This is a genomic window from Streptomyces noursei, from assembly GCF_001646665.1.
Classification (GTDB): domain Bacteria; phylum Actinomycetota; class Actinomycetes; order Streptomycetales; family Streptomycetaceae; genus Streptomyces; species Streptomyces lavendulocolor.
In genome coordinates this window covers 13,557-33,608 of sequence record NZ_LWBU01000035.1, presented here as the reverse complement: position 1 = coordinate 33,608, position 20,052 = coordinate 13,557, and the positions used below count along the sequence as shown (strand labels likewise).

Annotated in this window: 23 protein-coding genes; 11 read left to right on the top strand and 12 right to left on the bottom strand. The window is 73.6% G+C overall.

Going from position 1 to position 20,052, the window contains the following annotated elements:
* Nucleotides 1-2: 2 nt before the first annotated feature.
* Genes A4V12_RS03470 through A4V12_RS03460 form a run of 3 tightly spaced genes read right to left on the bottom strand, consistent with a single transcriptional unit; the run spans nt 3 to nt 2,933 of the window.
* Nucleotides 3-587, bottom strand: coding sequence for a cupin domain-containing protein (locus tag A4V12_RS03470; RefSeq protein ID WP_064067691.1), 585 nt, complete (start codon nt 585-587; stop codon nt 3-5).
* Nucleotides 584-1,807 (bottom strand): cytochrome P450, encoded by a 1,224-nt coding sequence (locus tag A4V12_RS03465; protein ID WP_064067800.1) that lies wholly within the window; start codon nt 1,805-1,807, stop codon nt 584-586. Before A4V12_RS03465 ends, A4V12_RS03470 begins: the two co-directional genes overlap by 4 nt.
* Nucleotides 1,800-2,933 (bottom strand): type III polyketide synthase, encoded by a 1,134-nt coding sequence (locus tag A4V12_RS03460; RefSeq protein ID WP_079136779.1) that lies wholly within the window; start codon nt 2,931-2,933, stop codon nt 1,800-1,802. The genes A4V12_RS03465 and A4V12_RS03460 overlap by 8 nt, the downstream gene beginning before the upstream one ends.
* Nucleotides 2,934-3,286: 353 nt before the next feature.
* Between A4V12_RS03460 and A4V12_RS03455 the strand changes: the two genes are divergently transcribed.
* The 4 genes from A4V12_RS03455 (at nt 3,287) to A4V12_RS03440 (ending at nt 6,289) form a co-directional block, all read left to right on the top strand.
* A complete protein-coding gene (locus tag A4V12_RS03455; RefSeq protein ID WP_064067690.1) occupies nt 3,287-3,529 on the top strand; it encodes an acyl-CoA carboxylase subunit epsilon in 243 nt (80 codons plus the stop codon).
* 21 nt (nt 3,530-3,550) lie between these two features.
* Entirely contained in the window at nt 3,551-4,075 is a 525-nt protein-coding gene (locus A4V12_RS03450; protein WP_064067798.1) for a metallophosphoesterase family protein, read from the top strand.
* Nucleotides 4,076-4,093: 18 nt separating this feature from the next.
* Complete coding sequence (locus tag A4V12_RS03445) at nt 4,094-5,350, top strand: hypothetical protein (RefSeq protein WP_064067689.1); 1,257 nt, start codon at nt 4,094-4,096, stop codon at nt 5,348-5,350.
* Between the two features lie 126 nt (nt 5,351-5,476).
* Nucleotides 5,477-6,289: an SAM-dependent methyltransferase gene (locus A4V12_RS03440; protein ID WP_064067688.1), complete on the top strand. Its 813-nt coding sequence runs from the start codon at nt 5,477-5,479 to the stop codon at nt 6,287-6,289.
* Between the two features lie 64 nt (nt 6,290-6,353).
* Here A4V12_RS03440 and A4V12_RS03435 read toward each other — a convergent pair whose 3' ends face one another.
* The gene (locus A4V12_RS03435; protein WP_064067687.1) at nt 6,354-7,259 is read right to left on the bottom strand and encodes a helix-turn-helix domain-containing protein; all 906 of its coding nucleotides are present in this window, start codon (nt 7,257-7,259) and stop codon (nt 6,354-6,356) included.
* Between the two features lie 84 nt (nt 7,260-7,343).
* Nucleotides 7,344-7,559 (bottom strand): DUF397 domain-containing protein, encoded by a 216-nt coding sequence (locus A4V12_RS03430; RefSeq protein ID WP_064067686.1) that lies wholly within the window; start codon nt 7,557-7,559, stop codon nt 7,344-7,346.
* Nucleotides 7,560-7,729: 170 nt separating this feature from the next.
* Here A4V12_RS03430 and A4V12_RS03425 point away from each other — a divergent pair, with 170 nt between their 5' ends.
* The gene (locus A4V12_RS03425) at nt 7,730-8,197 is read left to right on the top strand and encodes an ATP-binding protein (protein WP_234372059.1); all 468 of its coding nucleotides are present in this window, start codon (nt 7,730-7,732) and stop codon (nt 8,195-8,197) included.
* Nucleotides 8,198-8,274: 77 nt separating this feature from the next.
* Here A4V12_RS03425 and A4V12_RS03420 read toward each other — a convergent pair whose 3' ends face one another.
* Complete coding sequence (locus tag A4V12_RS03420) at nt 8,275-8,664, bottom strand: rodlin (RefSeq protein WP_064067685.1); 390 nt, start codon at nt 8,662-8,664, stop codon at nt 8,275-8,277.
* A gap of 201 nt (nt 8,665-8,865) precedes the next feature.
* On the opposite strand from A4V12_RS03420, the gene A4V12_RS03415 reads away from it, so the two are divergent.
* Nucleotides 8,866-9,156 (top strand): hypothetical protein, encoded by a 291-nt coding sequence (locus A4V12_RS03415; protein ID WP_064067684.1) that lies wholly within the window; start codon nt 8,866-8,868, stop codon nt 9,154-9,156.
* A gap of 9 nt (nt 9,157-9,165) precedes the next feature.
* On the opposite strand, the gene A4V12_RS03410 is transcribed toward A4V12_RS03415, so the two are convergent.
* A complete protein-coding gene (locus A4V12_RS03410) occupies nt 9,166-9,864 on the bottom strand; it encodes a maleylpyruvate isomerase N-terminal domain-containing protein (protein ID WP_064067683.1) in 699 nt (232 codons plus the stop codon).
* 130 nt (nt 9,865-9,994) lie between these two features.
* On the opposite strand from A4V12_RS03410, the gene A4V12_RS03405 reads away from it, so the two are divergent.
* Both A4V12_RS03405 and A4V12_RS03400 read left to right on the top strand, forming a co-directional pair.
* Entirely contained in the window at nt 9,995-10,477 is a 483-nt protein-coding gene (locus tag A4V12_RS03405) for a hypothetical protein (RefSeq protein ID WP_064067682.1), read from the top strand.
* Nucleotides 10,478-10,611: 134 nt separating this feature from the next.
* Nucleotides 10,612-11,550, top strand: coding sequence for a DUF3048 domain-containing protein (locus A4V12_RS03400; protein WP_234372058.1), 939 nt, complete (start codon nt 10,612-10,614; stop codon nt 11,548-11,550).
* Between the two features lie 49 nt (nt 11,551-11,599).
* Here A4V12_RS03400 and A4V12_RS03395 read toward each other — a convergent pair whose 3' ends face one another.
* The 3 genes from A4V12_RS03395 to A4V12_RS03385 all read right to left on the bottom strand — a co-directional run bounded on the left by A4V12_RS03395 (nt 11,600) and on the right by A4V12_RS03385 (nt 14,078).
* Complete coding sequence (locus tag A4V12_RS03395) at nt 11,600-12,454, bottom strand: aldo/keto reductase (RefSeq protein WP_064067680.1); 855 nt, start codon at nt 12,452-12,454, stop codon at nt 11,600-11,602.
* Nucleotides 12,455-12,540: 86 nt separating this feature from the next.
* Complete coding sequence (locus A4V12_RS03390) at nt 12,541-13,431, bottom strand: LysR family transcriptional regulator (RefSeq protein WP_079136776.1); 891 nt, start codon at nt 13,429-13,431, stop codon at nt 12,541-12,543.
* Between the two features lie 245 nt (nt 13,432-13,676).
* Nucleotides 13,677-14,078: a helix-turn-helix domain-containing protein gene (locus A4V12_RS03385; protein WP_079136775.1), complete on the bottom strand. Its 402-nt coding sequence runs from the start codon at nt 14,076-14,078 to the stop codon at nt 13,677-13,679.
* Between the two features lie 101 nt (nt 14,079-14,179).
* Here A4V12_RS03385 and A4V12_RS03380 point away from each other — a divergent pair, with 101 nt between their 5' ends.
* The 3 genes from A4V12_RS03380 (at nt 14,180) to A4V12_RS03370 (ending at nt 17,657) form a co-directional block, all read left to right on the top strand.
* Nucleotides 14,180-14,563 carry a bleomycin resistance protein gene (locus A4V12_RS03380; RefSeq protein ID WP_064067678.1) on the top strand — a complete coding sequence of 128 codons (384 nt, stop codon included), beginning with the start codon at nt 14,180-14,182 and terminating at the stop codon, nt 14,561-14,563.
* 280 nt (nt 14,564-14,843) lie between these two features.
* Nucleotides 14,844-16,325, top strand: coding sequence for an MFS transporter (locus A4V12_RS03375; protein ID WP_064067677.1), 1,482 nt, complete (start codon nt 14,844-14,846; stop codon nt 16,323-16,325).
* 156 nt (nt 16,326-16,481) lie between these two features.
* On the top strand, nt 16,482-17,657 hold the full coding sequence (locus A4V12_RS03370; protein WP_064067676.1) for a MalY/PatB family protein: 1,176 nt from the start codon (nt 16,482-16,484) through the stop codon (nt 17,655-17,657).
* A 1-nt stretch (nt 17,658) separates the two neighbouring features.
* On the opposite strand, the gene A4V12_RS03365 is transcribed toward A4V12_RS03370, so the two are convergent.
* Both A4V12_RS03365 and A4V12_RS03360 read right to left on the bottom strand, forming a co-directional pair.
* On the bottom strand, nt 17,659-19,593 hold the full coding sequence (locus A4V12_RS03365; RefSeq protein WP_234372057.1) for a transglycosylase domain-containing protein: 1,935 nt from the start codon (nt 19,591-19,593) through the stop codon (nt 17,659-17,661).
* 122 nt (nt 19,594-19,715) lie between these two features.
* Nucleotides 19,716-19,973, bottom strand: a complete 258-nt coding sequence (locus tag A4V12_RS03360) for a hypothetical protein (RefSeq protein ID WP_064067675.1) — start codon at nt 19,971-19,973, stop codon at nt 19,716-19,718.
* Nucleotides 19,974-20,052: the final 79 nt, after the last annotated feature.

Genomic DNA, 20,052 nt, shown 5'->3' with positions numbered 1-20,052 from the left:
GGTCAGGGAGCGTCCAGGGGCCCCCGGTGCGCGTCGTGCCGCAGCGGCGTGAGCTGCTCGATGTCGTAACGGCCGCGCAGCGCGGCGATCGCCGCGTGGTCCGGGGGCCCGTCCCGGTCGAGGATCTCGATGAGCTCCTCGAAGTACCGCTCGTGGTCCGGCGGAGGGGACGCCTGGAAGAACATCCTCGCCGGCCGGTCCGTACGGTTCGCGAACGCGTGCGGGCAGCCCGGCGGCACGACGATCACCGTGCCCGGCGTCGCCCGGACGGTGCGCCGGCCGGACGGCGACTCCCAGTGCCGCCAGTCGTCGCCCGTCCGCACCCGCGGCTCGAACGCCAGGACGTCCAGCTCGCCGTCGAGGAGGTAGAACAGCTCCTCGCTGCGGGCGTGGACGTGAGCCCCCACGTCGAACCCGGGGGGCACCACCACCTCGAAGCTCGACGCGGCGCGGGAGTGCTCACCGGTCACCTTGAAGGTGACCTCCTGCGCGGGCGAGCGCAGGGTGCGCCCGTGCCCCTTCGGCACCAGGAGCCCGTCGGGGGCGTCGGCCAGCAGCGCGGCCGGCGCCCCCTGATGTGCGGTCACCAGGTCACCGGAAGGGACTCGGGCCCGCGGATGAGCGCCCCGCGGCGGAACCGCACCTCCTCGACCGGGACCGCGAAGCGCAGACCGGGGAACCGGTCCAGGAAGGCGTCCACCAGCAGTTCCGACTCCATCCGCGCGAGCATCGCGCCCACGCAGAAGTGAGGACCGTACCCGAACGCCACATGCGGGTTGTGACTCCGGTCGAAGTCCAGCGACTCCGGCGCGGGGAACACGTGCGGATCGCGGTTGGCCGCCAGGTACGAGACGTACACCGGCTCGCCGGCCCGGATCCGCACCCCCGCCACCGTCACGTCCTCCAGCGCGATGCGGGACAGACCCACGGCGCTGCGGTGCGGGATGTAGCGGAGCAACTCGTCGATGGCGCGCGGGCGGACGTCCGGCTCGGCGCGCAGCCGCGCCATGTGCTCCGGGTGGGTGAGCAGGACGAACAGCATGTTCCCGCAGTTGTTCGTGACCGCCTCGCCGCCGATCTGGATCAGCAGCGCCAGCCCCACCGCCTCGGAGGCCGTGATCTCACCGTTCGCCACGGCCGTGCCCAGCAGCCCGACGACGCTCTCGTCGTCGTCGCCGTCCCCGTCACGTGGCTGGCTGAGCAGGTCGGCGAAGTAGGCGCACATGTCCTCCTTCGCGCGCTGGCTGCGCTCGACACCGTGCGCGGACGACAGGATCAGGTTCGTCCACTCGTGCATCCGCGGCCGGTCGATGGACGGCACGCCCATCAGCTCGCACACCACCGCCAGCGGGAACGGCCCCAGCAGCCGCTCGGTGAAGTCGGCGGGCGGGCCGTCGGCCAGCACCTCCTCGACCAGTTCGTCGAGCATCCGCCGGGCCCGCTCGCGCAGCCGCTCCACGCCCCGCGTGGTGAACGCCGGCGCCACCGCCCTGCGCAGCCGCGTGTGGTCGGGCGGATCCTCGAAGCCCACCGCCCCGTCCACCGGGATGAAGTGCGGGGCCAGCCGTGTGACGTCGTTCTCCACGACCAGCTTGCGGCTGAAGCGCGGGTCGTTCGTCACCGCCCTGACGTCGTCGTAACGCGTCACCAGCCAGGCCCAGCCGTCGCCGTTGGGCAGCTTGATCCGGGTGACCGGGCCCTCGCGCATCAGCTCCGCGAGCACCGGGTCGAACTCCACGCCGAACAGGTCCAGGGCGGGCCAGTGGCGCACGGGGGGCAGTGCCGCCGTGGTCGTCGTCTCATCCAGCACGGGTCGGTTCCTCCACCAGGACACGGTCGGGCACGTCACTGATCACACGGGTGCCGAGGCGCTCGGACGCCCGCTCGGAGACGGTCCACCGGCCGAGCGACATCTCGGCCGTGATGCCGGGGCCGAAGCCCGCGAGCAGACCGCGCGCCGTGGGGTGCACGCCCCCCTCGTCGAACATCCGCCGCAGCGCGTCCAGGACGACGGCACTCGCGATGTTCCCGTACTCCGTGAGCGTGGCCCGGCTGAAGCGGAACGCCTCGGCGGGCACGCCCAGGAACTTGCTGAGGTCGTCCAGGATCCTCGGACCACCCGCGTGGATGATGTAGAAGTCCAGGTCGGAGGCGTCCCAGTCGTGCTGTCCCGCCAGCTCCTTCAGAGCCGGCGCCAGCGGTTCCATGGTGCCGGGCACCCGCTTGTCCAGCTTGAAGTGGAAGCCGGTGGAACGTACGTCGTACGCGATCCAGTCCTCCGTCTCGGGGACCAGATAGGAGCCGTTGCGCTCCAGTGCCACACCCGTTCCGCCCCGGCCCCGCATCACCGCTGCCGCGACTCCGTCGCCGAACAGGCCGTTGGACAGCAGGTTGCCGACGCCCAGGTCGGTCGGCTGGTAGCACAGCGAGCAGAACTCGCACGCCACGATGAGCGCGTTCGCCTCCGGGTAGGCGGTGCAGAAGTCGTGCGCCCGGTTGATCGCAGCGCCGCCCGCCGCGCAGCCGAGCTGGGCGATGGGCACCTGCCGGGTGTCGCTGCGGAAGCCCATCGTGTTGATCAGCCAGGCCGTGAGCGACGGCATCATGAAGCCGGTGCACGACACGTAGATGATCACGTCGATGTCCGCGGCCCGGAGCTCCGCGTCCTCGAGCGCCCGGTCGATGACCGCCGGCACCCGGGCCTTGGCCTCGGCCTCGTATATCCGGTTCCGTATCTCGAACCCGTCGTGCCGCAGCGTCTCCTCGATGGGCCTCAGGAGGTGCCGCTTCTGGACGCCGGTGTTCTCCATCAGCCGCAGGGCCAGCTGCAGCTGAGGGTGGTCCGCGTGGATGGTCCGCGCCAGGTCGAGCGTCTGCTGCATCGTGATCACGTGCTCGGGCACGGAAACCGCGGGTCTGCACAACGTGGCCATGGGGTAAGCCCTTTCGTCGCGTTTGCACCTCAAAGGATCCGTGACCGGCGTGCGCCGCGCGCGTCGAAGGACGTCCCGCCCGTTACGTCGAACCGGTGACGCGGCACCCTCCGCCGACCCGGCCCGCCGGGTGCGCGCACCACCGGGACGCCGCCCCGACCGGCCCCCACCGGCCCCGACCGGCACCTGCCCGCGACCGGCCCGGGGCCCGCGCACGGAGCACACACCCCGCCGTCGCGCCAGCCCCGGGCGTTGCGCCCGGCCGGCGCACGGACCCGTACGGGCACCGTCCGTTCCCCCGGACGGGGGAGCAGCGGATGCTCCGCCCGCGGGGAGCGGCGGAGCATGGACGAATGTCCCTCCACCTCCGCATCGTCCACGGCCGCCCCACCCCCACCGAACTGGCCGCCCTCACCGCCGTCCTGACCGCACTCGTGTGCCGCACCGGCACGGAGGGTCCGGGGCACGGTGCGCAGGGGAGGGGGCACGGCGCGACCGGGCGCCGGGCCGAGTGGGACCGCGGCTGGCGGGCCCACCCCGCCCCCGGCTCATGGCGCGCCCGCTTCGGGCTCCCGCCCCGCCACCCGCACCATTGAGGGGTGAAGCCGACCCGCGACCTGCGCCTGCTCCTGACCTCCGACACCCACCTGCCCAAGCGGGCCAAGCACCTGCCCGCCGAGCTCCTGGCGGCCGTCGGGGAAGCCGACGTGGTGATCCACGCGGGCGACTGGGTGGACACCGCCACCCTGGACCTCCTGGAGGACCGCGCCGCGCGGCTGCTGGGCGTCCACGGCAACAACGACGGCCCGGAACTGCGGGCCCGGCTGCCCGAGGTGGCGCGCGCCGAACTCGGCGGCCTGCGGTTCGGGGTCGTCCACGAGACGGGTCCCGCGCAAGGCCGCGAACGCCGGTGCGAAGAGCGGTTCCCCGACCTGGACGTCCTGGTGTTCGGGCACAGCCACATCCCCTGGGACACCACGGCCCGCGGTGGGTTGCGGCTGCTCAACCCCGGTTCGCCCACCGACCGCCGGCGCCGGCCGCACTGCACGTACATGACCGCCGTCGTCACGGGCGGCGTGCTGGCCGAGGTCCGCCTCCACCGCCTGCCGCCGCGCCACCCGGTGGGACCCGGCGCCGCGTAGAACGGATACGGTGCTGCTGTGGTGATCGACAGGGAGGACACGGCCGGGACGGCGCTGCTGCTGGCGGCCGCCCCCGTCGGCAAGGGACGACTGATCGACGCGGTGGGCGTGCTTCCCGCGCTCGCCGCCGTACCGCCGGGGGCGCTGACCGGCACGGATGCGGCGACGCTGGTCGAGCTGGCGGACCCGCTCGACCCCCAGGCGGTCCTCACCCGCCTCCGAGCCGCCGTCGCCACGCCCGGTCCGCTCTCCCTCTACGTCACCGGGCAGCTCCACCTCGACCACCGGCAGCAGCTGGTGCACCTCGCCCTGGCGCGTACGTCACCGTCCACCCTGCGGTACACGGCACTGCCCTGGCACTGGATCGCCGGTGAGCTGAGACTCCGCCGGCCCGGCACCACCACGGTCATGGTCGACCTGGTCGCCGACGACCAGGCCTGGCGCCGGCTCGCCGCCGGCCCGGGCCTGCCGGCGCTCTGTCACGGGGCGCGCGTGTACGGCCGGGTCGTCCCCCCTCCGCCGCGCCGGGCGATCGCGAGCCCCGACTACCTGAAGGCCTGCGCGGCGATCTGGCGGAGCGGGGCGCGCCCGTCCCTGGCGGCGCTCCACGAGCAGGTCGTCGCCCAGATCTCGGCCGAGCCGGGCGCGACGCTCGGCGCACTGGTGTTCGCCGCCGACTTCCCCCCGGCGCAGGTCGCGGGGCAGGTCCCGGGGCTCGTGCCGCCGCTGTCCGTGCCGCCGCTGTCCGGGCCGGCGCCCGCGGCCGTACCCGCTCCGGGTGAACCGTCCGGCCGGTCTGCCGGTAGCGCCGTACCTCCGGCTCGCCGGGAGACCGGCGCCGACCCGCTGCCGGCCGTCCTCGCCGCCGCCGAGTCGGGCCGGCACGACGAGGCGGCCGCCGCCGCCGCTGCCTGGGAGCAGCACGCCCACCGCACGCACGGCTCCGGCTCGCCCCAGGCGATCCACTGGCTGGAGGTCCGCGCCGACCTGGCCCGGCTCGCCGGGGACCCGGCGGCCAGTTGCCGCCTGTGGATGGTCGCCGCGGAGGCCAGACTGACGCGCCGGCAGACCTCGGACGATCCCGAGGTCGAGGGCGCCGTGGACCGGGCCCACCACCAGTGGGAACAGCTCCGTGACGCGGACACCGCCCGCGCCCTCGCCCCCGCCCTGATCGCCCTGCGCCGGCGGGTGCCGGGACGCCAGCGAGGAGCGCTCCAGGTGCTGCAACGCCGGCTGGAGCGCTGGCACGACGGCAGCGAAGGTGTCACGCGCTGACACGTTGGCCGAAAGAGGTCCTCAGCGACTGCTCTTACGGTCATTCTTCGTACCGGCGGGCCGACTCTCCCTAGCATGTGCCTCTCGTACGACCGAGTTGACGGCACCCGAGCGGATGAGGACTGGATGGCACGCGAGTTGTGGAGCCCTGCGGAAATTGACACGACCGTGCCCAGCGTGGCGCGCATGTACGACTTCTTCCTGGGCGGCAGTGACAACTACGAGTCCGACCGCGAGGCGTGCGAGCTCCTGCTGAAGCAGGTCCCCAGCACCAAGACGCTCGCGGTGAACAACCGGCACTTCCTGCGCCGGGTCGTGCGCGTCCTGGCGACGGAGTACGGAATTCGCCAATTCGTCGACCACGGGTCGGGTCTGCCCACCCAGGACAACGTCCACCAGGTCGCCCAGGCCGTCGACCCCGCCTCCCGGGTCGTGTACGTCGACAACGACCCCATCGTGCTGGCGCACGGCCGCGCCCTCCTGGACGAGAACGACCGCACCGCGGTGATCCAGGCGGACATGCGGGACACCGACGGCATCTTCGGCCACGAGGAGACCACGCGGCTCATCGACTTCGACCAGCCCGTCGCGGCACTGTTCGTGTCGGTGCTGCACTGCATCCCGGACGCCGACGACCCGGGCGCGCTCGTCCGGCGGGTCGCCGAGCGCCTCGTACCGGGGAGCTTCCTGGTGGTGTGCCAGCTCGTCAGCGACCGTCCGGAGATCCGGACCTTCGTGACCGACTTCATGGCGCAGGCCACCGACGGCCACTGGGGCCGGGTGCGGGAGGAGCACGAGGTGGCCGCGTTCCTCGACGGCATGGAGATCCTCGAACCGGGCCTGGTGGAGGTGTCGACCTGGCGCCCCGACAACGACCTCGCCCCCACCCAGCAGACCGACGAGTGGGTGGAGTGGGGCGGCGTCGCCAGGATCCGCTAGGAGCGGCCCGGCGGTCCGCCGTCGTCCGCCCGACGTACGAACGTCCGGCGTGGTCCGCGGGTCGTCAGGAGTAGCGCGCGATCCGTTCCTCCAGCAGCACCAGGGACTCCTTCGGGGTGAGCGCGCAGGCCCCCAGTCTGTCGAGCATGTCGCGGTACTGCTCGACGGTCTGGGGCTTCTGGCTGAAGGTGCTGTCCGTGAGGTGCTCGATGTAGACGGCGTCCCGCAGGTCGCCGAGCGCGAACCGCAGATACGTCACGCCGGTCCCGACGCCCACGGACGCGGTGACGTCCAACGGCGCGACCTGCACGGTGACATGCGGGCGCAGCATCATGTTCGCCAGGTGTTCCAGCTGCTCCCGCATCACGCGCGGGCCGCCCACCGTCCGCATGAGCACCGACTCGTCGATCACGGCCCACAGGCGGGGCGCGTCGGGCTGGTCGAGCTGCCGCTGCCGTTCCTGCCGCAGGTCCACCCGGCGCCTGATCTCGTGCGGGAGGAGCCGGGCGGGGCCGGACTCGATCACCGCACGCGCGTACGCCGGGGTCTGCAGCAGGCCCGGCACGTAGAACGGCTCGTAGGTGCGTATGATCGCGGCCGCGCCCTCCAGGGCGACCAGCGGCGTGAAGAAGTCGGACAGGACGTCGCTGAAGGAGCGCCACCAGTCGGGGCGGCGGGACTGGGCCACCAACCGCTGGAACTCCGTGAGCAGTTCCTCGTCGTCGACGCCGTACAGCCGCAGCAGGGCCGCCGCGTCGGCGGGCTTGCAGCCGTGGCGGCCCAGCTCGATCCTGCTGGTCTTCGACCGGGAGAAACCGAGGCGGAGGTCGACGTCCGCGGGGTCGAGCCCCGCGTTCACCCGCAGTTCGCGCAGCTTGCCGCCCAGGATGAGCTTCAGGGCGGTCGGGTTGTTCTCGACCGCCCCCAGGGGCCGGACGAACAACGACGGGCTCCGTTCCGTTGCAGCCATCTTGGGCGCTCCTGCTCTGTGAGGACACGACAGTATCCAGCACGCGGTCCGCTGAGCCAGAGCGTGGGTCGACCGGTGGCCGATTCAGTCAAGTACGGTGTCGAAGTCGCCGTCCCGGGCGCCCGCGACGAACGCGGCGATCTCGTCGCGCGTATATATGAGCGCCGGCCCCTGGGGATCCCGGGAGTTGCGGACGGCGATCCGGTCACCCGGGAGCACCGCCAACTCGACGCAGTTGCCTGTGGCGTTGCTGCGCTTGCTCTTGGTCCAGGTGACCGGGCCCAGGGCCCCGGCCCGCATACCGTTGGAGAACTCCACCCTCACCAACCCCTCCCGTTTCGCTCAGGCGTTCCAGCCATCCTTGACTGCAATCCCAGATGCAATTGCATTTTCAGCGTACCGCCGACGATACTCGTTGCAGATCACCTGCCGCACCGTCGAACACCGAAGCCTGCAGGGGGACATGCCCAGTGACGGCTCACACGTCGGCCTTATCGCCCACGGACACCGCGCTGCCGCGCGACGAGAGTCTGGACGCCTTCGCCGCCTGCGGGCTGGGCGGGTCTCCCCGCAGCCCCGGACAGGCGCGGCGGTTCGTCCGGTCCACGCTCACCTCGTGGGCGCTGCCGTCGCTGGTGCCGGACATGACGCTGATCGTCAGCGAACTGGTGACCAATGCCGTCCAGCACGGCCTGGACCCGTCGTCGCCGCCCTCGGAGAACCCGGTGTGGCTGGGGCTGTTCCGCTACCCCGCCGCCGTGGTGTGCGCCGTCTCCGACCCGAGTTCCGAGCCGCCGTGCCCGCGCACCGCGCACGAGGTCGCGGGCAACGGCCGGGGTCTGGCCCTCGTCGGCGCCCTCAGCGAGTCCTGGTCCTGGGACCCGGCTCCCTTGTGGGGCAAGACCGTCTGGGCGTCGCTCGCCCTGCCTCCCGCCTGACCGCGCCCCTCCCGCCCCTGCGCAGACGAACGGCCCGCACGCCGCCCGGTGGCGACGTACGGGCCGGCGGACCCGCGTCAGTCCTGGACGGCGGCCGAGAGGTTCTCGGAGATGACGTCCTCCAGGATGTGCGACAGGGCGCTGTCACCCTTGACGGCCGTCGAGTTCTCGGCGCACTGCTGGTTCTGGGTGTCGTTCACCAGGTCCTGGACACCGATGTTGATGAGCAGGATGTTCTGGACGTCACCCTGGACCGGCAGGCCGACGCACAGCTTGTTCAGCGACCCCTGGACGAGCCCGACCTGCGGGCTCATCTGGCCCCCGGTGGTGGTGTTGCCGTACGACTGGGTGGCGAAGTTGCCGTTCTGCGTGTCGATTCCGCGGTCACCCACGGCGGCGGCCACCGGCGCGGACGCACCGAGAACGGCGGCGGCGACACCGGCCGTGGCCAGAACCTTCTTGATCATTTTCGTCCTTCATCGTCGTGACACCCGGATCCCGGGTTCCTGTTGCGTAACAGACGACCCCCCGGCGCGTAACGGCCCCGTCCCCGGGGCGGACGGAGTTCACCCTTTCGCCGCAACGAGGGCGTGCGCCGCCGAGTGGCGGCGGGGGTACCTGCGGGACCGGGGGAATGACGGCGGGGCCGAGCGGTCACACATGAGGGCATGAACGATTCCGCAGCGGACGAACAGGTCGTCGAACGGCTCGTACCGGTATGGCTGGAGGAAGCGGCGCGTCATGACGCGCGGACTGCCGAGGATGTACGGGAAGGATGGCGGCGGGGCGCGTTGTCCGGAGAGGCGGCCCGGGAGCTGGCCGACTGGGTGACGGCGCGGGTCACCGACACCGGGTTCAACGAGGACGAGGGGCCCGCGCCCGACGGGCCCGTCCGCATCAGCGTCGCCGACAAGGCGGCCGTCCACCGCTGGCTCGCCGCGCAGGGGCACGACGTGTGACGGCCGCCCTCACCCGATGAGGGGCAGGCGGTCGGCGTCCGGGCCGAGGGCGGCGCGTTCGGCGGGGGTGAGCGCGGCCCGGCCGGTGACCGCCCGGACGTAGTGCACGTCGTCCCACGGCACCGGGACGGGGCGGCCCAGGAGGCCGTCCAGCGTGCGGCGGACCTCGGCGAGCCCCTCGGGGGAGGGGCCCGGCAGGCCGGAGGCACGGACGTCCAGGTCCAGGTGGTGGATCGTCGCCTCCACCGCGAGCGTGCGCACCAGGTCCCCGGCGGTCAGGACATGGCCCTGGGTGACCACGCGCCGGGCCGGGTCGGTGTGGTCGACGGCGTGCAGTGCGGCCGCCGCCGTCTCCAGGTACAGCTCCCGCAATTGCCCGAAGTGCAGGAACATCCCGGCGACCGTCCGGGCGAACCGGCGCCCGTGCGCCGCGCGGAGCCTGCCCTCGGCGTCCTGCTGCCGCCAGTCGGCCCAGTAGCCGACGGCGTCCCGGTCGGGCGCGGCGTCCGTCGGGGTGTGCAGCGCGTTCAGGGCACGCTGCGCGTCGGTCAGGCAGTGGAACACGAGGTCGCGCGCGGCCCAGCCCGTGCATCCGGTCGGTGCCCATGACGCCTCGTCGTCGATCTCCCGGACGGCCGCCATGAAGGCTCCGTACACGGCGTGCAGCAGACCGCTCGGACTCTCGGGGTGGTGGTCGGTGCCTGTCATGACGCCAGTGTGCGACAGCCGGGTGCCGTGCACCGGCGTCAGCGCCCGGCACCCGCACCCGCCGTCGGCTTGGTGTGTACCTGACGCTAGAGTGCGGTGCCGATCACCGGCGTACGGAGGGGGGCGGCGCATGAGTGCGCAACTGCGGGAGGCTGCGGGCGAGTTGGCGGCCGTGTTGTGGCGGCAGCACACCGTCTACCGCGAGCGGTCCGGCGGCGTGGTCATCCGCGGCGAGCACGTCGAGCGCTGGATCAGCCTCGCTCCCGCCGGAGGCCGGGACGAGATTCTGCTGCGCGCCGGGCGCATCCTGGACGGCGGGACGACCGCCCCGGCCCGCTCCGAGGCGGTCATGCCGCTCACCGCGGGCACGGCGGAACTCGCCGCGGCGTGCCGGCGGCTGCTCGCCGAGACCGCCGCCGACGCCGCGCCCGGCACCGCCGGCTCCGCCGCGACCGGGCGGAAGGGCGGCGGTTCGCGGCCGAAGGCCCGGGGCCGCAAGCCCCGCCGGCCCGGCCGCAGGACCCGGCACACCGGCACCGCCTCCTGGATCGTCCTGCTGTGCCTCGCGGGCATGGTCACCTACCACCTGTGGAGCGTCCGGGCGACGCCCTGAGGAGAACCCGCCCGCCGGCTGTCGCGGCCCCGCTTTCCGTGGTCCACTTGAGGCAGGCAGGAGCGGGGCCGATGAATGCGAAACGCAGGTCGGGTCGGGCCGGCGCAGCCGTCGCCGCCATGGTGTCCGCGGTGATGACCGCCGGTCTTTACGCATGTTCCGGCAGCGGCCCGGCGCCCCAGCCACCGCCCGGCGGCTCCGTCCCGCCGAACCCGCCCGGCAAAGGGGTCTCGCCCTTCACCGGACTCCCGGCCGAATCCGCCCCGGTGCTCGCCGTCAAGATCGACAACGTCCGCCCCGCCCGGCCCCACACCGGCCTGGGAGCGGCGGACATCGTCTACGTCGAACAGGTCGAGGCCGGCCAGACCCGGCTCCTCGCGGTCTACTCCTCACGGCTGCCCGCCACGGTGGGGCCGGTCCGCAGCGCCCGCGAATCGGACCTGGAGCTGCTGCGCCAGTTCGGCCGGCCCGCCCTCGCCTACTCCGGCGAGCAGTCCGCGCTCCGGCCCCTGGTCGACGCCGCCCCGCTCATCCCGCTCACCCCGGGCGACGCCCCAGGCGCCTACTTCCGCAGCCAGGACCGCCCGGCTCCGCACAACCTGTACGTCCGGCCCGAACGCGCCCTGGCCGCCGCTCCGGAGGCCGGGAAGGCCAAGGACATCGGCTTCCGCTTCGGCGCCGCGCCCCCGGGCGGCAACCGGGTCGACCAGCACACCGTGCGCTACCCGGCCACCCGGTTCACCTTCACCTGGTCGGCCACCGGCGAGCGGTGGCTGGTCGCCATGGACGGGACGCCCACCCGCACCACGGACGGGGGCCGTGCCACGGCCCGGACGGTCGTCGTCCAGAACGTCGAGGTCCGCCCCTCGCGGTTCCGCGACCGGGGCGGCAACGTCACCCCGTACACCGAGACCGTGGGGTCCGGCACCGCGCTCGTCCTGCGGGACGGCAGGAGCCACGCGGCCCGCTGGAGCCGCCCCGCTGCGGACGGCGTGACCAGCTTCACCACCCCCGGGGGAGAGCCCCTGACCTTCGCACCCGGCCAGGTCTGGGTCGTCCTCACCGGCCGCTGACGCCGCCGAGAAGCCGCCGAGAGGCGGCCGGGGAGCCGGGACGCCGCCGTCAGGCGTCCAGGCGTGCCAGCTGCTCCGGTGCCAGCGTCAGCCGCGCGGCCCGGGCGCAGTCCTGTACGTTCCCGGGGCGCCGGGCACCCGGAATCGGCACGACACAGGGCGACAGGGCCAGCATCCACGCCAGGCACACCCGCTGGGGGCTCACCTCCAGCTCGGCGGCCACCTCGTGGAACGCGCGGTGCCGCGACCCCAGCTCGCCCGCCCCGCCCATGCCCCCGAGCGGGCTCCACGGCAGGAACGCCAGCCCCAGCCGCTCGCACAGCTCCAGCTCGGGCAGGCTGCTGCGGAACGACGGGGAGAACTGGTTCTGCACGGCGACGAGCCGCTCGCCGAGGATGCCGTGGGCCAGCAGGATCTGCTCCGGGTCGGCGTTCGAGACGCCCACCGCCCGCACCTTGCCCGCGTCGCACAGCTCCTTGAGCGCGCCGACGGACTCCGCGTACGGTACGGCCGGGTCCGGCCGGTGGTACTGGTACAGCCCGATCGCCTCCACCCCCAGCCGCCGCAGCGACGCGTCGGCGGCCCGGCGCAGGTGCTCCGGCGAGCCGTCCAGCGCCCACGCCCCGTCCGGCCGGGTGTGGCCGCCCTTGGTGGCGACCAGGACGCCGGACGTGTCCCCTCCGTACGCCGCCAGCGCCGAGGCGATGAGCGTCTCGTTGTGGCCCGGGTCGCCGGCGTCCAGGTGGTAGGCGTCCGCGGTGTCGATCAGGGTCATGCCGGCGTCCAGCGCCGTGTGCAGGGTGGCGATCGCCTGCCGCTCGTCGGGACGTCCCCGGACGGAGAGCGGCATGGCGCCGAAACCGATGGCGCCCACCTCCACGCGTCCGACGCGCCGGGCGGGCATGGCGGGATGTGTTCGTGTCACAGTCACCGCTCCAGCCTCGGTTCCGGGCCCCGGCACTGTCCAACACGGACTGGTGATGGCAGCCATCACCCGGACCGATCGCCCCCCTCGGGCAGCGACGCCAGCAGCGCCCGCACGGCCGCCGAGGGGCGCGCGTGCGCCGGCCACGCCACGGACACCTCCCACACGGCGGCCGCGGCCGGAACGAGGCTCCGCAGACCGCGGGCCTGCTCCTTGTCCGCCGCCGAGCGCGGCACCAGCGCCACGGCGCCCCCGCGGGCGACGGCTTCGAGGAGCTTGTGCACGTCGTCCAGCTGCATGGCGATGCCGCGCCGCACCCCCGCGGCCGCGAACGCCGCGTCCGCCACCCGGCGCGACCCCCAGTGCGGGTGCAGGTCCACGAACACCTCGTCCGTTAGCCCGGCGAGGTCCACCGGCTCCGCCCGGTCCGCCAGCGGGTGCCCCGGCGCGCACAGCAGCACCATGGGCTCCCGCGCCAGCTCCCGTACCCGCAGCCCCGCCGTGTCGCCCGGACCGGCGACGAAGGCCACGTCCAGACGGCCCTGCCGCAACCGCTCCAGCAGCAGGGCCGACCCCGCCTGCTCGACGTGCACGTCCACCGAGGGATGCCGCGCCCCGAACTCCATGAGCGCGCCGAACGGGTCGGCCGCGCCCATGCACTGCTCCGTCCCCACCCGGAGCGTCCCGCCGACCACGCCCCGCACCGCCGCGACCGCCTCGCGCGCCGCCGCCGCGCTGTCCAGCGTGCGCCGGGCCTCCCGCAGGAGTGCCCGCCCGGCCTCGGTCGGCCGCACACCCCGGGCGGTACGGACGAACAGCTCCGTCCCCAGCTCCCGCTCCAGGGCGCGCAGCGACGCCGACAGCCCCGACTGCGCCAGGTGCAGCCGGGCCGCGGCGCGGGTGACGTTGCCCTCCTCGGCGACGGCCACGAAATGTTCCAGATGCCGAAGCTCCACGTCAGGAAGTCTAGGGACACCGGAAGGGCCGGTCGTGGCGGGCGCCTGGCCCGCCGCGACGGTGCCGGGCCCGTGCCCCAGGGCCTCGTGCCCCCGGGGCTGCGCCGGGCCCGTGCCTGTGCGGGCCCGCACCCGCCCCGCGCCGCCGGAGGGCGCGGCACCCGGGCCCGGTGCCGCCGGGGCAGCGCCTCACCCACACCCGCCCCCGCCCCGCCGGACCGCGCGGCACCCGCGCGCGCCCGTGCCTACGCCGCCAGACCGAGCCGGGCCTGCCGCGTGCCCGGGCCGGGGACCCGGACCGTGCGCACCCGCCGGAGGCCGGTCGCGCTCACGGCGGAGCCGTCGCCGGCCGGCGCGGCGACCCGCCCCGCGGCCGACCGTGTCCGCGCCGGACGGACCAGATCGGCCTGGGCGCGGGCCAGCAGGTCGGCCAGCCCCAGGCCCAGGGCACGCGCTGCGGCCGCGAGGACCTCCGACGACGCCTCCTTGCGGCCGCGCTCCAGCTCGGAGAGGTACGGCATGGAGATCTTGGCCGCGTCGGCGACGTCCTTCAGCGTGCGCTCCTGGGCGAGTCGCTCACGACGCAGGACGCCACCGACGACGTGCCGCCAAAGGGGCTCTGGGGGTTCGTGGTTGCTCACCCGCACAGCCTAGGAGCGCCGGCTCCCGCGCGTCCCCCGGCGGAGGCGAGCGGTGTTGCGCTCTCGGTGGAATCGGCAGGCGGGGAGGTCTCTGCGACGATGGCCGCATGGATACGGATACGCGGACGGACACGGCGGACACGGGCGCGGGCGGTGCCGTCGGCGAGGAGGTCATCCCGATCCTGCGCGTCCAGGACGCGGCCGTGGCGGTCGCCTGGTACGAGCGGCTGGGCTTCACACCGCAGTGGGAGCACCGCTTCGCCCCCGGCCTTCCCGCGTTCGTCGAAGTGGCACGCGGCGGTGTGCGGTTGTTCCTGTCCGAACACCACGGCGACGCCCGCCCGGGCACCCTGGTGTACCTGCGTGTACGTGATGTGGACGCCCTCGCGGCCGCGTTCGGCGAGCGGCCGGCGGAGCAGCCCTGGGCGCGGGAGATCGAGTTGCGCGACCCCGACGGCAACCGCGTCCGCATCGGCACACCGACGGAGTGACCGGGCCGGTGGCGGCGGTTCGCACGTGCGCCGGAGCCGCGCGTGGCGACGGGAGGCCGGGCGGGAGGCCCGGATCAGGACCGGGAACCGCCCCACCGCCGCACACGTGATCGACTGGTCGGGTCGGGCGCCCGGCCTTACGGTCGAACAGTGGACGGAGGCGTCCTTGACGCTCCGTGACCGTCAGCCGACGCTCCGACGAGGGATGCGCGCCATGACCGGATCCCAGCAGACCCCCGCTCCCGGGACGACCAGCCCCCGGCGGGGTGGTGGCAATGCGATGGCGCTCCTGGTCATCGCCTCGTGCCAGTTGATGGTGGTCCTCGACATCACCATCGTGAACATCGCTCTGCCGCAGATCCAGAGCTCCCTGGACTTCTCGACCACCAACCTCTCCTGGGTGGTCAACGCCTACACGCTCACCTTCGGCGGCCTGCTGCTGCTCGGCGGCCGGGCGGGCGACATCCTCGGCCGCCGCAGGGTCTTCATCTTCGGCGTGCTGCTGTTCGTCCTCGCCTCCCTGCTCGGCGGACTCGCCCAGAACTCCGGGCAACTCCTCGCCGCCCGTGCGCTCCAGGGCGTCGGCGGAGCCATCGCCTCACCGACCTCCCTCGCCCTGATCAGCACGACGTTCAAGGAAGGACCCGAACGCAACCGGGCGTTCGGCGTGTTCGCCGCGGTCTCGGCCGGCGGCAGCGCCATCGGCCTTCTCGCGGGCGGTGTCCTCGTCGAATGGCTCGACTGGCGCTGGGTGCTGTTCGTCAACGTACCGATCGGTCTGCTCATCGCCCTCGCCACGCCGAAGTGGATCAAGGAGTCGGAGCGTCACCCCGGCAACTTCGACGTCGCCGGTGCGCTGACCTCGACCCTCGGCATGGTGCTGCTGGTCTACGGCTTCATCCGGGCCGCGCAGGAGGGCTGGGGCGACACGCTGACCGTGGTGTCCTTCGTCCTGGCCGTGGTGATCCTGGCCCTGTTCGTCTTCGTGGAACGGCGGTCCCGGCAGCCGATCACCCCGCTGCACATGTTCGCCGACCGCAACCGCTCGGGCACGTACGCGATCATGCTCAGCCTCGCGGCGGCGATGTTCGGCATGTTCTTCTTCCTGACCCTCTTCGTCCAGAACGTCCTGGACTTCAGCCCGCTCCAGGCGGGCCTGGCCTTCCTGCCGGTCAGCGCGATCATCGCGGTCGGCGCCGGCCTGGCATCCCAGCTGCTGCCCAAGTACGGCCCCAAACCCTTCATGGTGACCGGCGGGCTGCTCGCTGCCGCCGGCCTCGCCTGGCTGACCCTGACCGACGTGCACTCCACCTACCTCGGCAGCGTCCTCGGCCCGATGCTCGTCTTCGGCCTCGGCATGGGCATGGAGTTCGTCTCCCTCACCCTGATGGCGCTGTCCGACGTCCCCGTGCACGAGACGGGAGCAGCCTCCGGCCTGCTCAACGCCACCCAGCAGGTCGGCGGCTCGCTGGGGCTGTCCATCCTGGTCACGGTGTTCGGGACGGCGAGCGCCAACGAGGCGGAGAAGCAGGTCACCTCCTTCCTCTCCCAGGCCGGCCCCGCGGAACGGCTGCGCTTCCAGCGCACCAGGGAACTGCCACCCCCCTGGTCCGACCAGGTCCTCACGTCCGGTGTCTCCGCGGCCTTCGTCGTGGCGGCCGTCTTCACCGCCGTCGCGGCGCTCGTCGCCCTGGTCGTCATCCAGGTGCGCCCCTCCGACATCGAGCGGCTCAAGGGCGGGGTGGGCCCGGGCGGCATGTGAACCGCCGCGCGGCTCCGGTCGGGCGGCCCGCCCCGCCGGACCCGCCCGACCGGAGCGGCCCGACCACGCCGGACCCGCCCACCCCGCCCGTCACCCCGGCGCCCGGCGCAAAAGGCACCCGGCGGATCCACGGCCCGCCGCCTAGAATCGCCGGGCATGGAGCAGATACCGCACGGCTCGCCCGACGACCCGAACCCGCTCCGGCGGCTCTCCCTGGAGCAGCTGCGCCGCCGCACCAGCGTCAAATGGCGCGAGTACCCCGCCGACGTGCTGCCCCTGTGGGTGGCCGAGATGGACGTGCCGCTCGCCGGACCCGTGGCACGGGCGGTCACCGACGCGGTGGCCATCGGCGACACCGGCTACCCCTCGGGGACCGGTTACGCCGAGGCGCTCGCCTCCTTCGCGAGCGACCGGTGGGGCTGGGACACGATCGCCGTGGAGCACACCCGGCTCGTGCCCGACGTGATGCTCGGCATCGTCGAGGTGCTCAAGCTGATCACGGACCCCGGCGACACGGTCGTGGTCAACTGCCCCGTCTACAACCCCTTCTATCTCTTCGTCGAGCACATGCAGCGCCGGGTCGTGGAAGCACCGCTCGACCGGCGGGCGCGCATCGACCCGACCGCGCTGGAGGAGGCGTTCCGGCAGGCCGTACGGGACGGCCGGCGCGCGGCGTACCTCCTGTGCAGCCCGCACAACCCGACCGGCACCGTGCACACCGCCGCCGAACTGGCCGCCGTGGCCGCCCTCGCCGACCGCCACGGCGTACGGGTCGTGGCCGACGAGATCCACGCCCCCGTGGTGTCCCGCTCGGCGCGGTTCGTGCCGTACCTGACCGTGCCGGGCGGGGAGCGCGGCTTCTCCCTGATGTCCGCCTCCAAGGCCTGGAACCTGGCCGGGCTCAAGGCCGCGCTCGCGATCGCCGGACCGGCCGCCGCCGGTGACCTGGAGCGGATGCCGCCCGAGGTCGGCCACGGGCCCAGCCACCTGGGCGTCATCGCCCATACGGCCGCCTACCGGGACGGCGGCGCCTGGCTGGACGCCGTGCTGGACGGCCTGGACGACAACCGGCGCCTCCTGGGCGAGCTGCTGGCCAAGCACCTGCCGGGCGTGCGCCATCTGCCGGGCGACGGCACGTACCTGGCGTGGCTGGACTTCCGGTCCCTCGGCCTGGGCGACGATCCGTCCGCGGTGCTCGTCGAACGGGCCAGGGTGGCCCTGCACCCGGGCCCGCCCTTCGGCACCGGCGGCGCCGGCCACGCCCGCCTCAACCTCGCCACCTCGCCCGAGGTGCTCACGGAAGCGGTCCGGCGCATCGCCGACGCCCTGTGACCTACTCGGCCTCGCGGGAGGCGGGAGTGCCCGTCATGTACGACGACCACACCCGCAGCGACAGGAAGTCGGCCCGGTCCGACTCGCTGCCGCCCACACCGTTCATGGGCAGCAGCCCGTCCGTACCGGGCCGGCTCCGGAAGACGGTGACCGCGGTGGACAGCCGGCCGGTGTAGCCGACGAACCAGGACGCGGGGACCTGGTCCCCGGCACCGGTCCGGCCGGCGGCGACCGGCGGCAGCGTGCGGAGGGCGTCCGGCGTCATGACGTCCACCGCCACGTCCCGCAGCGCCTCCGACACCTCGCGGGCGACCCTCTCGTCCAGCGCCCGCCGGCCGGCCGGCCGCTCCATCCCCTCCAGCGGCGTGCCGAAGTGGCTGACCGCGGTCACGGAGTACGGGTCGGTCTGCCGCCCGCCGGCGGCGAACGTGCCGTACGCCCCCGCCATCCGGATCGCGCTCGGCGTCGACGTACCGGCCGGGAAGGACGGCTCCAGCGGTGCCATGCTCAGCGGCAGCAGGCCCGAACCCACCGCGAGGTCCCGTACCTTCTCCAGCCCGACGGCCTCGCCCAGCCGGTTGTAGACACCGCTGTCGCCCCGCACCAGCGCGCGGCGCAGCGCGCCCGGCGCGTCGGCGGCGGCGCCGGCACCGTGCTCCAGGGCCGCGGCCAGGACGAACGGGGTGAACGCCGAGCCCACCGGTACACCTGCCGTGTCGGCGTTGTTGGTGAAGTGCTTGGTCGCGTCGGGGCCCCCGTACAGCGCCAGTACCGCGCCGTCGCCGGGCCGGATCGACGCCGCGCCGATCTCCACGTCCCGGTCGGCGATCCGCCGGGCCGGGTCGAGCGACCTCTGGCGCACCTCCTCCACCGTCCTGCGCAGCCGCTCCACCTCTCCCTTGTCGAAGGTGGTGCGGATCCGGTAGCCCCCGCGCCCCAGTTGCTCGGTCGTCAGGCCGGTGCGGTTCTTGATGTACTTGTTCGCCACGTCGACGAGGTAGCCGATCTGGCCGGACATGCTGGTGGACACCGACTCGGGCCGGGGCTCGGGGAAGACGGTGTACTTCGCCCGCTCCCGCTCGGTCATGTACCCGAGGTCCACCTGCCGGTCCAGTACGTACTTCCACCGCTCGACGGCCCGGCGGTGGTGGGCCGGGCTCAGCGACGGGTCGTACAGCTCACCGCCCTTGAGCAGGGCGGCCAGCAGCGCGCTGCGGGAGGGGTCGAGGTCCTTGGCGTCCATGCCGTAGTACGCCACCGCCGCGGCCTGCACCCCGTAGGCGTTGCGGCCGAACCAGCTGGTGTTGAGGTACCCCTGGAGGATCTCCTGCTTCGACAGCGACCTCGACAGCTTGACCGACAGGCACAGTTCGCGCAGCTTGCGGTCGAGGGTCTGTTCCGGGGTGAGGTAGGTGTTCTTCACGTACTGCTGCGTGATGGTGGAACCGCTCTGCACCTCCTGGCCGCGTGCCATGTTCACCACGGCCCTCGCCAGTCCGCGCACCGAGAAACCAGGGTCGCTGTAGAAGGTGGCGTTCTCGGTGGCGATCACGGCGTTCTGCAGGGACGGCGGGATGTCGGACAGCGGGACGTTCTGCCGGTTGACCGGACCGACGCTCACCATCTGGGTGCCGTCCGCCCAGTAGTACACATTGGCCTCGGCCCGTGCTTCGGCGTTCACGTCCGCGATCCGCACGGTGGAGTACACGTAGCCCACCAGCGCGACGACCCCGGCGAGGCCGATCAGCGCGAGGGCGGACACCTGGCGCCACGACGGGATCCACCGCAGGACGCCCCGCCGGGCGCGGCGCGGGTAGTCGACGCGGAACCGGCGGACCCGCCCCGGCGGCGGCCCGGCCGATGGCCGGCCCTCCGGCAGCACGCTCCCCGCCAGTCCGTGCGGAACCCACGCCTTCCGCCCCCAGCGACGCAGCACGGCTCATCGCCCCCTTTTCCGTACGGGTGACCTGCTCGTCCCCTACTACGGGACGTGGCAGCCACCCGTTCAGGGGGCGTGGGGGAGTGGCGCGTTCCGGTGCGGGTCGCGCGGTCGCGGCCTCAGCCGCCGAGGGGCAGGCCGGCGGGCAGACCGCCGAGCAGGGCGCCGCCGACCGGCAGCGGGGAGGCCTGGTGGCCCTGCGTGTCGGGGGAGGTGCTGAGCGGGCCCGTGCTGTTGAGGTCGGTCACCACCGGGGCGCCGACGGACGCGGGCGGCTGCTCGCCGGCCATCGCGGGCGTGGCGGTGGCGACGCCGACGCCGGCGCCGGCGATGGAGGCGCAGACGGCGATCAGGCGGGTGCGGGGGTGGCGGGACATGGGGTGCTCCTGTTGCGTGAGGGAGGAATTCGGCCGGAATGCGCGGCCGGAATGTGCAACGAACCGGACCGGCCGACGA